The sequence below is a fragment of the Rhizobium chutanense genome, from assembly GCF_002531935.1.
GTDB classification, from domain to species: Bacteria; Pseudomonadota; Alphaproteobacteria; order Rhizobiales; family Rhizobiaceae; genus Rhizobium; species Rhizobium chutanense.
In genome coordinates, this window is the sequence record NZ_NWSV01000001.1 from 339,443 (window position 1) to 354,203 (window position 14,761).

A 14,761-nucleotide genomic window follows, 5' to 3' on the forward strand; every position below is an offset into this window, starting at 1 on the left:
CCTTCGGCCACCGGCTCCTTCATCTTCGATGATCCCGAACCCTATTTCCGATCGTTGCGGCGATAGGTATTTGCCGTTCCGATGCGGACGGGAACCGGGACGGTGGCGGGCTTCGTGACCAATTTCGTCTTGACCTTGCCCTGCTGGCGCTTGCGCTCGAGATAATAGGCATAGGCGAATTGCGTTGCGACGCCTGCGATCACGAAGAGCGGACCGACCAGCGGATCCTTGTTGGTGATGTAGAGCACCACCTGCCCGATCATGGCGAGGATTGTGCCGGCAACGAAGATGTTCAGCGAATGGCGGCCGAGGATGGTCAGCGGATGATGCGCGGGGCGGCGCAGAATGCGCGAGAATAGCGGAATGCTGATGACGAGATAGGTCAGCGCCAGCACATGCAGCAGCCGCGGCAACGACAGGAAGGTCTTGTCGAAACCGGTGATAACAGGCGGCAGGCCGAGTGCGGCCAGCGAGTTGCCGAAGACCCAGAGATGGCCGGTCACCCAGATGAAAGACAGCGCGACATAAGCGGCCGCGGCCGCAAGCAGCAGCGGATGCCGCGGGATCGTGCCGCCGCGTTTGATATGCAGCATCGAAACGATGCCGATCGTAAACAGGAACTGCCAGGACAGCGGATTGAGGAACCAGTAGCTTTCGATCAGCATGTTGTGCGGCGCCACCTGGTAGATGCCGGCCAGCAGCCAGACCGTGCCGGAAACGCCGAGTGCCAGCAAGGGACTGCGCGCATTCAAGAGCAGGATGATCGGCACCATCAGCATCAACGCGCCGTACATTGGCAGGATATTGTTGTAGCCGATCTGGTGGCCGAGCAGCAGCAGCGCCGGAATGCCTTCCTTCAGGTTCATCAGCACTGCCAGGATGTTGATCTCAACAAGCAAACCCGGCCGGTGAAACAGCCACGCGCCCGAGATGAACAGCGCCAGCGTCATGAAGGTGGTAATCATGTGAGCGAGATAGAGCGTGAAGGCGCGCTTGACCGCCTTGATCGCCATCTTGAGCCGGTTGCCCGGCCGGAACCCGGAACCATAGGCAAGGCCGACGGCGATGCCCGAGATCAGCACGAAGGCCTCGGCTGCATCGGAGAAACCGAAATTCTTCGTCGTCACATATTCGAAAATCTGTCCGGGAACATGATTGATGAAAATCATGATCAGCGCCACGCCGCGCAAGACGTCGAGCCTCGTATCACGCATTGGTGCAGCTGCGGATAGGGAACTGCGCCCAGCGACGATGGCTTCGGTCGGCGTGCTTGCCATGGGTCTCTCCTTATTTATCCGATTTGCAAACGCGACGGCGGCCAAAAGGGTTCCCTTTTGGCCGCCGCGAATCGCCGTGTTTTTCAGCGTGGAGAACGCTGTTATCCGAGCGGATATCCCTCTTCGGGATCGGTGACTTCGCAACCATTGATAGACAGAGTGTAGCCGCTATCGTTGGACGCTTTTGAGACCGAAATGCGGTATTTGCCGCCGCCCTGCTCCACCTCTGCCGCAAATCCGTCCCATTCCGAAGGGAGCGACGGCCTGACATAGAGCCGGCCGCCCTTCAGGCGGATGCCGAGGATGCCCTCGACGGCGGCGCGGTAGAGCCAGCCGGCAGAGCCGGTATACCAAGTCCAGCCGCCGCGGGACGCATAGGGCTCATGGCCGTAGACGTCGGCTGCCACGACATAGGGTTCGACGCGGTATTGCTCCGCCGAAGCCTTGTCGAGCGCATGGGTGATCGGGTTGAGGATCTGGAAGCAGCGGAAGGCATCGTCGCCCCGCTTCAGCTCCGCCAGCGCCATCACCACCCAGGTCGAGGCATGGGTATATTGCCCGCCGTTTTCGCGCACGCCCGGCGGATAGGCCTTGATATAGCCGGGATCCCGGGCGGAGTTGACGAAAGGCGGCGTGAACAGCCGGATGATGCGGGCATCCTCGTCGACCAGCTGGTCGAGCACGGCCTGCATCGCCGTGACGGCGCGGGCCGGATCGCCCTCGCCCGACAGCACGCTCCAGGACTGCGCAATCGAATCGATCCGGCATTCGGGGCTTTCCCGCGAGCCGAGCAGCGCGCCGTCGTCGAAGGTGCCGCGGCGATAATAGCCGCCATCCCAGGCCGCAGTTTCGAGCGCCTTCTTCAGCTCGGCAAGATGCGCCGACCAGCGCTCCGCCCGGACCGTGTCGCCACGCTCTTCGGCATAGGGAATGAAGGAGCGCAAGGCACCCGCCAGGAACCAGCCGAGCCAGACGCTGGTGCCGCGCCCGCCGATGCCGACGCGGTTCATGCCGTCGTTCCAGTCGCCGCCGAGGAACAGCGGCAGGCCGTTTGTCCCCTTGCGGGCGATGGCGAGATCGAGCGCCAGCGCCGCATGCTCGTAGACGCTTGCCTTGTCCTCGGAAATTTCCGGCTTGTAGAAGGAATCGTGCTGGCCTTCGAGCAGTGCCGGCCCTTCCAGGAAGGCGATCTGCTCGTCGAGCACGCTCTTGTCGCCGGTGACGCTGCAATAATGATGGATTGCGTAACTCAGCCAGACGACGTCGTCCGAGATCAGCGTGCGCACGCCCGCACCCGTTCCCGGCAACCACCAATGCTGCACGTCGCCTTCGCGGAATTGCCGCGAAGCGGCATTCAGGATCTGCCGGCGGGCCAGCGACGGTTCGTGCAGCACGAAGGCCAGCGTATCCTGCAGCTGATCGCGGAAGCCGAAGGCACCGCTTGCCTGATAGAAGGCGGTGCGGGCCATGATGCGGCAGCCGAGGCTCTGATAGGGCAGCCAGGTGTTGACGAGATTGTTCATTCCACGATCCGGCGTGGAGATCTGTACTCGGCCGGTGAAATCCCGCCAGAAGGCGCGGTTCGCCTCGACGGCATCGTCGAACGAAGCCTTGCGGATATCGGCGATCACACCACGCGCCTCTTCCTCCGTCGGCGTATCGCCGAGGAAGAAGGTGAAGTCGCGTTCCTCACCGGCGCCAAGCTCGATATCGATCGCGAGCGCCGCCGCCGGATCGCCGTCGAGATCGGTGGTGCCGGAAAGCGAGGCCGCAGAGGTGACGGCCTGCGGCGCCCGGATCGTTCCTGCCTTGCCGACGAATTCGCGCCGGCTTGCCGAATAGCTCGAAAGTGTCTCGCTCGCCGCGAAGAAGGCGGTGCGGTTGGAAAAATCGATGCTGTAGGGATTGGTGGCAAACAGCGCCCCCGTCTCCTGGTCATATCTAGACAGGATGAAGGGCGCCGTGCGTCCCGCATTGCTGCCGAGGATCCATTCGACATAACCATAGAGACGCAGCTTGCGGCTGGCCGAACCGGTGTTGCGCAGACGCAGGCGCTGCAGTTTCACCGGCTTTTCGCGGTCGACCGTCTGCGTCAGCTCCAGCGCGATATCGTTTTGAACGCTGGAGAAAACCGAATAACCAAGCCCGTGGCGGGCTTCGAAACGGATGTCCGGCCGGCGGGAAAGCGCTGCGAACGGCGTCATGACGGCACCGCTGTCGAGATCGGTGAGATAGAACGCCTCACCGGAACGGTTGATCACCGCATCGTTCGACCAGGAAGTCAGCTGATAGTCGCGCGAATTGGCGCTCCAGGTGAAGCCGGAGCCCTCGGCCGACACGTGGAAGCCGAACCTGTCATTGGAGATGACATTGATCCAGGGCTGCGGCGTCGCGTGACCGCCGGGCAGGCGAACGACATATTCGCGTCCGTCGCGGGCAAAGCCGCCGATACCGTTCCAGAAGTCGAGATCGCCTTCTTCCTCGATGAGGACGGCGGGTACGACGGGCGGCGGCACCGGCGCGACACGCTTGACCGGGACCTTGTTGCGCTCGGCCCGCTCCATCTCCTGCAGTTCCTCCTTGGAGGGAGCAAACAGTGCCACAGCGCGGTTGATCTGGTCGACCACCTTGCCGTTCTTCGTATGCAGCGTGACGCGAGAAGCCGCGATCAGCGCGTGATAGGTGCTCTCCTCCATCAGGTCCTTGCGAACCGCAAAGATATGCTGGCGCAACCCGTCGGCCTGGCCCATGCGGCGCACGTTTTCGCACATGGCGTCGAGCGCATGCTGCATGTCCTGCGCATAGGATGAGGCGCGTTCGTTCATGATGACGAGATCGGCGGTGACGCCGCGCGAGCGCAGATATTCCTGCGCCAGCAGCGCCTCACGGGCGATTTCGAGATCCATGTCGTCGTTGATGCGCAGCGTGAAGATCGGGAAGTCGCCGGAGATCGCCAGCGGCCAAAGCGCCGATTGCGACTGCAGGCCGGCCTCGACGGTCGCCTCGTCCTTGCGCAGCTGCATGTCGGGATAGACGAGGTAGCGTCCGAGGTGCTGGAAGGCCGCCGCCTGCTGCGAGGTGACCCCGACATGACGCATCTGCACCTGCGTACGCGTCCAGGCCTGGACCAGCTCGTGGTTGAAGGCGTCGGGATGACGATAGCGATTGACCGCCTTGTCGACCTCGTCGCGGCTCGGCGCTGCGATCGTCCAGAAGATCACGCTGACTTTCTTGCCGGCCGGTACGCGGACGGTGCGGCGCAGCGACATCACGGGATCGAGCATGAAGCCGTCGCTGCCGGAAAGTGTGGCGCCCGGATCGAAGGCCGCCGCCTCGGCAAGGCTGCGGCCGCGGCCGATGAACTTGCGCCGGTCGGTCTCGAATTCGGTATGACGCGTGTCGCCGGCATTGTCGACGATCAGATGGGCGATGCTGATGTTCGGCTCGTTCGGATCGCGCTTGTTGCGTTCGGCGCGGATGACGTCGCCGCGCTTGCCGATCTCGGTCTTGACGAACATCCGGGCGAATGCCGGATGCGCATTGTCGGTATCGTCGGAGGTGATCACCGGCTCGAGATAGGAGGTGACCTCGATGAAACGGTCTTCCCCACCCATGTTGAGCAGCGTGACGCGGCGGGCCTCGGCATCATGCTCGGTGGCGATGATGCACTCCACTTCGCTGGTGAGGTCGCCGACCGTCTTGGTGAACTGCGCCTTCTCGTCGGCGAATTCGACCTTGATCTTTTCGCCCTCGACCCCCTTCGGCTCCGCTGTCGTCGACCACCATTCGCCGGTGGCGGTATCACGCAGGAAGATGAAGTTGCCCCAGCGGTCTTCGGTCGGATCGGCTTTCCAGCGGGAAACGGAAAGGCCGTTCCAGCGGGAATAACCGGCGCCTGTCGCCGTCAGCATCAGCGAATAATGTCCGTTCGACAGGAATACGAGTTCGCGGTCACGCGAAGCCGGATCGCTGATCTTCCTGATCTCCGGCCGCAGGAGATCGTCCTGGATGCTGGCCGGCGTGTCGGATTCATGCTTGCCGCTCATGACCGGAATGTCGCGCGGCGCCTTTTCCTGCAACAGCAGCTCGGCCGCCTCGATGACGGGATCGGAGTGGAAGAGTTCGCGCAGATGGCCGTTGAAGGCGACGTTGGCGACGGCTGCGATCGACATGCCGTGATGGTGGGCATAATAATTGTAGACCACGGCGCATTTCTTGCCTTCCGGCACGCGCGTCGGCGTGAAGTCGACGGCATCGTGGAAGCCGAACTTGCCGAGCGCACCGACCTTGCGCAGTCTCTGCAGATTTTCGAGCGCGCCCGGCGGGTCGTACTGGCTGGCGAGCAGCGATGCATAGGGCGCGATGACGGCATTGTGGCCGAGGCCGCGCTTCAGGCCGAGCGTCGGCACGCCGAAATTCGTGTACTGATAGTTGAGATTATGGTCGCGGGCATTGAAGGCCGCTTCCGAAATGCCCCACGGAATACCGAGCTTGCGGGCGTAATTCATCTGCTCGACCACGACCAGATTGTTCGTCTGGTTGAGAATACCCCCGCCGCGCTCCTGCATAACGAGCGGCGGCATTAGATATTCGAACATCGAGCCGGACCAGGAGACCAGCGCGCCGCGTGACCCCACCGGCACGACCTGGCGGCCGAGACGGTACCAATGTTCCGTCGGCAGATCGCCCTTGGCGATGCCGAAGAGGCTGGTCAGGCGGCATTCCGAGGCGAGAAGGTCGTAGCAGGCCTGGTCGAGTTCACCGCTTTCGACCCGGTAGCCGATCGACAGCAGGCGCCGTTCCGGCCGGAACAGGAAGCCGAAATCCATCGAGAAGGCAAGATCGCGGGCCTTGTCGCGCAGCGCGATCAGGCGCGGCCGCAGCGCATCGACCTTGGAAAGGTCGAAGGTGCTGTCGGATATATGCGCCTCGCAGACCTTCACCAGGGATGCCGCCCATTGGGTGACCTCTTCGCTCTGCTTCGACTTGACCTCATGGTCGAGATTGGCAGCGAGCTTCTCGATGTCGCGGGCGAGAACGGCGAGATTGATGATGCGGATCGAGGCGAATTCATGCTCGCGCTTGACGGCGGCAAGCGCGTTCTGGAAGCCGACGATGCGTTCCTCCAGGCGCCGGCGCAGCGGGCGCACGGTCTTGCGGTCGTCGGGCAGATCCGCCAGCACTTCGCCGAGAATGCCGGCCGTGTCGCCAACGCCGTCGAGATTGCCCTGCATATGAGCGGACGGCGCCTCGGCCCAGTTGCGGCAGGCCGATGAAATGGCGATCAGATGGCCGGCGAGATTGCCGCTGTCGACGGCCGAGACATAACGCGGTCCGAGCGTCTGCAGCGTGTCGGTGTGATACCAGTTGAACAGATGGCCGCGGAATTTCTCCATTCTGTCGATCGTCGCGATCGTCTGCTCCAGCCGCTCGAGCGTCTCCTCGAAGGAGAACCAGCCGAATTGCCGGCCAGAAACGACGGAGAGCAGATAGACGCCGATATTGGTCGGCGACGTCCGCGCCGCGACGATCACATGCGGCGTTTCCTGGATATTATCAGGCGGCAGGTAATTCTGCTCGGCGGTGGTGAAGGTCTCGAAATAACGCCAGGTGCGCCGGGCGATCTTGCGCAGTTCGCTCGATACCGAATCGGCGACCTCGAGCCGGTCCTCGGTCTCTGCCGACTGGCTGACATACCAGGCGACGACAGGCGAGAGGATCCACAACAGCGCGAAAGGAATGCCGACGACGAAGGCGCTGCCGCCGGGCAGGGCGGCAAAACCAAGCGCCAGCAGCGCCAGCACCGGTGCATGCCACATCTGCTTGTAATAGGAGATCAGCGTGCCCTGGCCGCCGGCCTGAACGCTGGCGGCGGTCCGCCACTGCAGCATCAGCTTGCGGCTGACGAACAGGCGATAGAGCGAACGGCCGATCGCATCGGCCATCATGGCGGCCGAATCGGCGATGAAGACGATCCGCAATGCGACCTGCGCATTGGCGGCGGTGATATCGGACCAGACCGTATAGAGATGGGCGCGGGCGATGATATCGCTGGTGCGCGGAATGATGCCGTTGATCAGCGACAGCGTCGGCGCGACGAACAGGCAGAAAATCAGCAGGATCTGCCAGATGAGCGCGCCGAGCGGACCCATGAAATACCAGCCGAGGACGGAGGCGAAGAACCAGGCGATCGGCGTCAGCGAGCGGCGCAGATTGTCGAACATCTTCCAGCGGCCAAGGGCCGTGACGCCGTATTTCGGATTGAACATATAGGGCAGCAGCTGCCAGTCGCCGCGCGCCCAGCGATGCTGTCGCGAGGTCTCGACTTCGTAGCGGATCGGGAAATCCTCGACCAGCTCGAGATCGGTGACGAGCGCGCAGCGCGCCATCGAACCTTCGAGAAGATCGTGGCTGAGCACGGAATTCTCGTCGATCCGGCCCTTCAGCGACGCTTCGAAGGCATCGACATGATAGAGGCCCTTGCCGGTGAAGGTGCCTTCGCCGGCGAGGTCCTGATAGACGTCGGAAACGGTGAAGACGTAAGGGTCGAGGCCGCGGTTGATCGAAAAGACGCGCTGAAAGACCGAGGCGTCCTTGCCTGTTGTCAGCGACGGGGTGACGCGCGGCTGCAGCACGCCATAGCCGCTTTCGACGCGGCCGGTTTTCGGATTGATGACCGGACGATTGATCGGATGATAGAGCTTGCCGACGAGCTTGGTGACGGCGTCGCGCATCAGGCGCGTATCGGCATCGAGCGTCATGACATATTGCACATTGGCCGGCACGGCATTGGCGCCCGGCAGATAGGTCGTGTCGCGGTCGCCGCGCAACAGCATGTTCAGCTCGTGCAGCTTGCCGCGCTTGCGCTCCCAGCCCATCCACACGCCTTCGGCGGGATTGTAGAGGCGGCGGCGATGCAGCAGATAGAAACGCGTCTTGCCGTCATAGGCATAGCGGGCGGAAAGATTGGCAATCTCGCGTCTGGCATAATCGAGCACTTCGAGATCGGCGGGCGTTTCCTCGCTGTCGCTGTCCGGCCAATCGCTGAGCAGCGCGAAATAGAGTTCGCCGCGCGGATTGGCGAGATAGTGAACCTCGAGATTGCGCACGTGGTCGTCGACGCTGTCGCGGTTCGAAATCAGGCAGGGCACGACGAGCAGCGTACGCGCATCCTCCGGAATGCCTTCCTTGAACTCGTATCCGACGAGGCGTGCCGGCGTCACGAAGAACGACAGCACGGTATTGAAGAGACCGGTGGCGCCCTCCGATGCCGGCAGTGAGAACATGATCAGCAGCAGGGCGATTTCGATCGGCCCCATGCCGGCATTGGCCATGAACCGGCCGACGATCGCCATGGCGATGATCGTCAGCAGCATGACGGGCACGGCAATTGCCAGCCAGTTGAACTGACGCACCGCGCGCACGAAATGCTGGATGAACGTCGGGCGATAATTCGCCCGCGCCTCGAGCTTCGGCCGCTGCGCGCCGGACAGGAAACCGCCGACATTCGGTTCATGCGGCTGCGGCTCGTCGGAGGCCTTGGCGGCATCCGTCATGTCGAGCGCCAGCTGGGCGATTTCCATTTCCGTCAGCGGCGAGCGTTTGGCCAGCTTTTCGATCTGCTTGCGATATTTGTTGCGCGAGCCGGAATCGAGGATGCCGTAGTCCGAATGCTCCCAGAGCAGCTTGTCGACATGGCTGACCTGCTCGACCCAGACCGACCATTCGGCATCGTCGATCTCGCGAAGGCTGCGGATGATGTTGCCCATCGTCACGTTGCCGGAAGAAAGGCGGCTGTGTTCTGCCGTCGTTGCCTCTTCGGTGTTGCGGCCGAGTTCTTCCAGCCGCTCGTCGAGCCAGGTGATCGCCAGACTCGATGTCTGCGAGCCGTCGCGCAGGCGATAGAGGAACTGCGTCGAGAAGGTATTGTCCTCGGCAAGCGGCTCCAGCGTTTTCAGATAGCTGGCCGCCCCGGCCGGATCGGTCAGGCGCACCAGTTCGTCGGCCGCCTCGTTGGCGCGGCGGCGCATGCGGCGGCTGGCTTCGACGCGGCTGGAAATGCGACGAAGATTTTCGACGAGCACATAGCGCACAAGCGACGGCAGCGCCCAGAGTTCGCCGATCCTCAGCGTCTCGCTGGCCTGGAAACCGTCGACCAGCGCCGTCAGGCTTTCCTGCGAGATCGTGCTGTGGGTATGGGCGACGTAGAGCCAGGCAAGCACCAGGGTGCGCGGCACCTCGACGCCGCCGACGACCATGGTCGGCAATTCGCGATAGAAGCGGCGGGGGAAGTCGCGCCGCACCTCCTGGATCGCCTCTTCGACGATATAATGATTGTCCAGCAGCCATTCCGCCGCCGGCGTAATCGTCTCGCCGGCTTCGACGTCGGTCGCCGTGGTCCGGTAGACGCGCAGGATTTCCTTCTCGTTTTCCTTGTGGCGCGCGAAGAAGTCGAAGGGGGCGAAAGCCGGCAGCTTGTCGACGCCGCCGCGGGCGACCGCATCGCCCATCGCCTTGATGTCCTCGATGGCAAGATAGGTCGAGCGGATCGAATCGTTGTGATCGATCTGCTTCGTCTCGGGTTCGCGCGGGAGGCTCGGAGAAAGATTAGAAATAGACATGGGTTCGGTTCTGGATCCAAACAAAGTTATGGCTGTTTTGCTCAGCCTTTTGCACTGCTTATCATGACTGCGACATGAACGGAGCCCGATTCTTCGAAGATCGATGAAGCCGGGATAAATGACGCTTCGGCAAGTGATGCGAACGGGCTAAGCCCCCGCCCAGGGCACAGTTCGACGGGTGATCGAGACCATCGCTACCCTCTCTGCGAAAGCCGTGTCGAAAATTGGACACCATCGGGATAATTCAAGTCAAGAGGCATGCGCCGCTGGTTCTCGCCATCCGGGAGCCGAACGGCACGATAGAATTGCCGCAATCAGAGACGCCCGGCGAAAGGATGCATTTGCGCCGGCAGAATTGCGCGATGCCGTCTATGATGAGGAGACAGATGGCCAAGAGGAAATGGACGATGAATCGGCTCGGTCCCGGTTCTGACGGGATGCGCCTTGAGCGGCGGCTGGCACCGAAACAAGATCTGAGCACGACGCATGATGAACGTTCGATGCGAAGCACGCCAGATGCGTGAAACAGATATAGAAGAAAATGATGGCGGCGATCGGAATGCCGATCACCTGTAATAAGCGGAATCCACTTCAGCGCCGGTTTACCCGACGACGCCGCAAACCATCGCCACGACGAACAGGAATGCCGCCGTGAAGATCGCTCCATGGAGCACCGTCTGAAGCCGGTGACGTGTGGTGAGCGGCTTCTTTGCTACGGAACCATACTGGTTCACGTGAGTATGCGAAATACCCAGATCTGCCATATGTCGCCTCCGTTGTTTTTCATGCGGCCGGTTGTGCGGCTCGCGTTTCTTTTCTTATATTCTCTATCAGGTAGGTAGAGATAAAATTCCGTCCAGAGCGAACGGAAGAGAAAATTCAACCAGCCCTTTCGTAGCGCGCCTTTTTAGCAGCCCGCCCTTTTAGCAGAGTGTGCGCCATGCCCAGATCCACGAACGCTCGACGGCGTCCTCGCTCTGGGGGGCGTTGGCGGGGACCTCGATCAGCCGACGGTCCTTCTCCGCGGGAATGGACGTTGAAATCTGTTTCTTATGATCGGCTTTGACCGGAGGATCGAGGTAGCCCATGGTCATCCCACCGAGAAAGAACATGCTTCAACCTCCATCGATCACGAAAGCTAACAAACGTTAACAGGATCATGACAGAACGGAGGCAGCTGTCAATAGTCTAGTTGAATGGTCGTCTTTTAGCAAAACATTATCCTTAACGCCGCCACCGGCCTTTTCTTTTCAAAGGTTTGAAAAGACTGCCTTTCACGCTTTGACGAAACCCTTGCTCGCGATCATCAAATTTCGCGTGTAGTCCTCATGTACGGCGCCGCTTGCCAGGTCTTGCGAGCTCAATCGCTCGACGACGGCGCCGCTGCGCATGACGGCGAGCCTTTCACACATATGGGTGATGACGCCGAGATCATGGCTCACCATCACGAAGGTGAGCTTGCGGTCACGCCGGATCTGCTCGAGCAGGTTCAACACCTCGGCTTGCACCGAGGCATCGAGCGCCGATGTCGGCTCGTCGAGCAGCAGGATCGACGGTTCGACGATCAGCGCCCGGGCGATCGCCACGCGCTGCCGCTGGCCGCCCGAAAGCTGATGCGGGTAGCGGAAACGAAAACCATTGCCGAGGCCGACCTCGTCGAGCGCCCGGGCGATGCGCCTCTCACCGTCGGCGATGCCGTGGATGGCAAGCGGTTCGAGCAGCAGCCGGTCGATCGTCTGGCGCGGATGCAGTGAACCATAAGGGTCCTGAAAGACCATTTGCACCCGCCGATAGAAGGTTTTGCTGCGTTTCGATCCCTTCAGCGCTTCGCCATCGATGGAGATTGCGCCGCCGCTGATCGGCGCAAGCCCGGCAACCGCCCGCAGCAGGGTCGACTTGCCCGAGCCGGATTCGCCGACGAGACCGAAGGAATCACCGCCCTGGACGGTGATGCTGACGTCCTTCAGCGCATGGAATTCATCATAGACGACGCTGAGATCGTCGATCTCGAGAGCTGCGCTCATGCCGCCCACTCCGGCCTGCGGTCGAGCACCGGCAGCGGGTGGCGGCTGGCGCCGATCTCGGGCATGCAGTTCAGCAGCCCCTGTGTATAGGGATGCTGTGCCTGTTTCAGATCGGCGGCCGCCAGCTCCTCGACGATCTTTCCGGCATACATGACGATGACGCGGTCGCAGAAGGACGACACCAGCCGCAGATCGTGCGAGACGAAGATCAGCCCCATGCCGCGCTCCGACACCAGCCTGTCCATGATCCTCAGCACGTCGAGCTGCACCGTCACATCGAGCGCCGAGGTCGGCTCGTCGGCGATCAGCAGTTCGGGCCCGGCGATCAGCATCATGGCGATCATCGCGCGCTGACCCATGCCGCCCGAGACCTCATGCGGATGTAGATCGAAGACGCGCTGGGGATCGCGGATCTGCACGGCTTCCAGCATGGCGAGCGCGCGTTCGCGCGCCTCCGCCTTGCCGACCTTCTCATGGGTGCGCAGCGTTTCGCAGATCTGCCGGCCGATCGTCATCACCGGATCGAGCGAATATTTCGGATCCTGCAGGATCATGGCGATACGCTTGCCGCGCAGCCTGCGCCTTTCACTTGCGGAGGCCTTGAGGAGGTCGATGCCGCTGAAATCGAGCCTGTCGGCCGTGACGATGCCGTGTTTCGGCGTCAGTCCCATGATCGCCCGGCCGGTCTGCGACTTGCCGGAACCGGATTCGCCGACGATGCCGAGCCTTTCCTTGCCGAGCGTGAAGGAGACGCCGCGCACCGCCTCGATCACGCCGGTGCGGGTGGGGAAGCTGACTTTGAGTTTCTCGACCGTCAGAAGTGTCGTCATTGGCCGCTCTCCTTCGGATCGAGCGCATCGCGCAGGCCGTCGCCGAGCAGATTGAAGCCGAGGCTGACGATGAGGATGGCAATGCCGGGCATCGCCGCCACCCACCATTGGTCGAGGATGAAACGCCGGCCCGAGGCGATCATCGCGCCCCATTCCGGCAGCGGCGGCTGCGCCCCGAGGCCGAGAAAGCCGAGACCGGCCGCCGTCAGGATGATGCCGGCCATATCGAGCGTCACCCGCACGATCAGCGAGGAAATGCAAAGCGGCATGACATGGCGCACGATAATGCGGATCGGCGAGGCGCCCATCAGCTTCACCGCCGAGATATAGTCGGACCGCCGCACCGTCAGCGTCTCGGCGCGCGCGATGCGGGCATAGGGCGGCCAGGAGGTGATGGCGATGGCGATGATCGCGTTCTGAATACCCGGACCAAGCGCGGCGACGAAGGCGAGCGCCAAAACCAGCTTCGGAAAGGCGAGGAAAATATCGGTGATGCGCATCAGCGTCGCATCCACCCAGCCGCCGGCATAACCGGAGACCGTGCCGACGATCAGCCCGATCGGCGCCGAGATGACGGCGACGAGCACGACGACGAACAGCGTCAATCGCGATCCGTAGATCAGCCGCGAATAGATATCGCGGCCCTGGTCGTCGGTGCCGAGCAGGAAGCCGCTCGTTCCCGGCGGCAGCAGCCGGGCATTGCGGAGATCGCCGACGACCGGATTGTGGGTGGCGAGGAGATCGGCGAAAGCGGCGATGAAAAGCAGCGCCACGATGATCGCCAGGCCGACGACGGCGAGCCTGTTGGCGGTGAACTGCCGCCAGGTGACGTAAGCGCGGCCGAGACGGGCCTGCAGGCGCGATTGCGGCCGGTCGGACAGCAGCCATTCACGGCGGCTCATCGCGGGAGATGGGCTGACAGGGGCCGTCATCGGTTGCGCGTCCTCGGGTCGAGCGTCCGGTAGAGAAGATCGGACAGAAGGTTGATGCCGATAAAGACCGTGCCGATGACGATCGTGCCGCCGAGCACGGCGTTCATATCGGCATTCTGCAGCGAATTGGTGATGTAGAGCCCGATGCCCGGCCAGGAAAAGACGGTCTCGGTCAGCACCGATCCTTCGAGCAGGCCGGCATAGGAAAGCGCGATGACGGTGACGAGCGGCACGGCGGCATTGCGCAGCGCATGGCCCCAAATCACCCGCGTTTCCGAAAGTCCCTTGGCGCGCGCGGCAACGATATATTCCTGCGAAAGCTCGTTCAGCATGAAGCTGCGGGTCATCCGGCTGATATAGGCGAGCGAGAAATAGCCGAGCAGGGATGCCGGCAGGATGATGTGGCGGAAGACGTCGTAGAAGACGTCCCATTGCCCCTGCCAGGCGCTGTCGAGCAGATAGAAGCCTGTTATCGGCGTGAACGTATATTCGAAAACGATATCGATGCGGCCGGGAAAGGCGACCCAGCGCAACTGCGCATAGAAGATGACGAGCGAGATCAGCGCCAGCCAGAAGATCGGCACCGAATAACCGATCAGGCCGATGACTCGCACCAGCTGGTCGGCGAAGCTGCCGCGCCGCACCGCCGCAAGCACGCCGAGCGGCACGCCGACGAAAGCGCCGATCAGCGTCCCGAGCGTTGCGAGCTCGACCGTCGCCGGAAATGCCCGGCGAATGTCGACCATGACAGGGTTGGTCGTCAGCACCGAATTGCCGAAATCGCCGGACAGCACGCCTTTGATATAGAGGAAGAACTGCTGATAGAGCGGCAGGTTGAAGCCCATCTCCTGACGCACGCGCTCGACGACATGGGTGGGCGCGCGGTCGCCGAGGATGGCGAGCACGGGATCGATCGGCACGACGCGGCCGATGAAGAAGGTGACGGCCAGCAGGCCGAAATAGGTGGTGACGGCGGCAAACAGGAACCGGCCTGCCGCCTTTGCGAAGGGACCGGCCCGGCCCTTTCGGGGCCGTGCCTCCCGCGTTATTCCCGAGGTGCTCAAGCGATCAATCCTG

At 62.4% G+C, this 14,761-nt stretch carries 8 protein-coding genes; all 8 read right to left on the reverse strand.

Features of this window, described 5'->3' with window-relative positions; all coding sequences use genetic code 11:
• Positions 1-41: 41 nt before the first annotated feature.
• Entirely contained in the window at positions 42-1,277 is a 1,236-nt protein-coding gene (locus CO666_RS01675) for an OpgC family protein (protein ID WP_097610414.1), read from the reverse strand.
• A gap of 101 nt (positions 1,278-1,378) precedes the next feature.
• Positions 1,379-9,898, reverse strand: coding sequence for a glycoside hydrolase family 94 protein (locus CO666_RS01680; protein ID WP_097610415.1), 8,520 nt, complete (start codon positions 9,896-9,898; stop codon positions 1,379-1,381).
• Positions 9,899-10,500: 602 nt separating this feature from the next.
• A complete protein-coding gene (locus CO666_RS33995) occupies positions 10,501-10,662 on the reverse strand; it encodes a hypothetical protein (RefSeq protein ID WP_179869597.1) in 162 nt (53 codons plus the stop codon).
• Between the two features lie 159 nt (positions 10,663-10,821).
• Positions 10,822-11,010: a hypothetical protein gene (locus tag CO666_RS01690; RefSeq protein ID WP_097610417.1), complete on the reverse strand. Its 189-nt coding sequence runs from the start codon at positions 11,008-11,010 to the stop codon at positions 10,822-10,824.
• Between the two features lie 162 nt (positions 11,011-11,172).
• Entirely contained in the window at positions 11,173-11,922 is a 750-nt protein-coding gene (locus tag CO666_RS01695) for an ABC transporter ATP-binding protein (RefSeq protein WP_097610566.1), read from the reverse strand.
• Positions 11,919-12,752: an ABC transporter ATP-binding protein gene (locus CO666_RS01700; protein ID WP_097610418.1), complete on the reverse strand. Its 834-nt coding sequence runs from the start codon at positions 12,750-12,752 to the stop codon at positions 11,919-11,921. Before CO666_RS01700 ends, CO666_RS01695 begins: the two co-directional genes overlap by 4 nt.
• The gene (locus CO666_RS01705) at positions 12,749-13,684 is read right to left on the reverse strand and encodes an ABC transporter permease (RefSeq protein ID WP_097610419.1); all 936 of its coding nucleotides are present in this window, start codon (positions 13,682-13,684) and stop codon (positions 12,749-12,751) included. The genes CO666_RS01700 and CO666_RS01705 overlap by 4 nt, the downstream gene beginning before the upstream one ends.
• Positions 13,681-14,748, reverse strand: a complete 1,068-nt coding sequence (locus tag CO666_RS01710) for an ABC transporter permease (RefSeq protein WP_097610420.1) — start codon at positions 14,746-14,748, stop codon at positions 13,681-13,683. The genes CO666_RS01705 and CO666_RS01710 overlap by 4 nt, the downstream gene beginning before the upstream one ends.
• Positions 14,749-14,761: the final 13 nt, after the last annotated feature.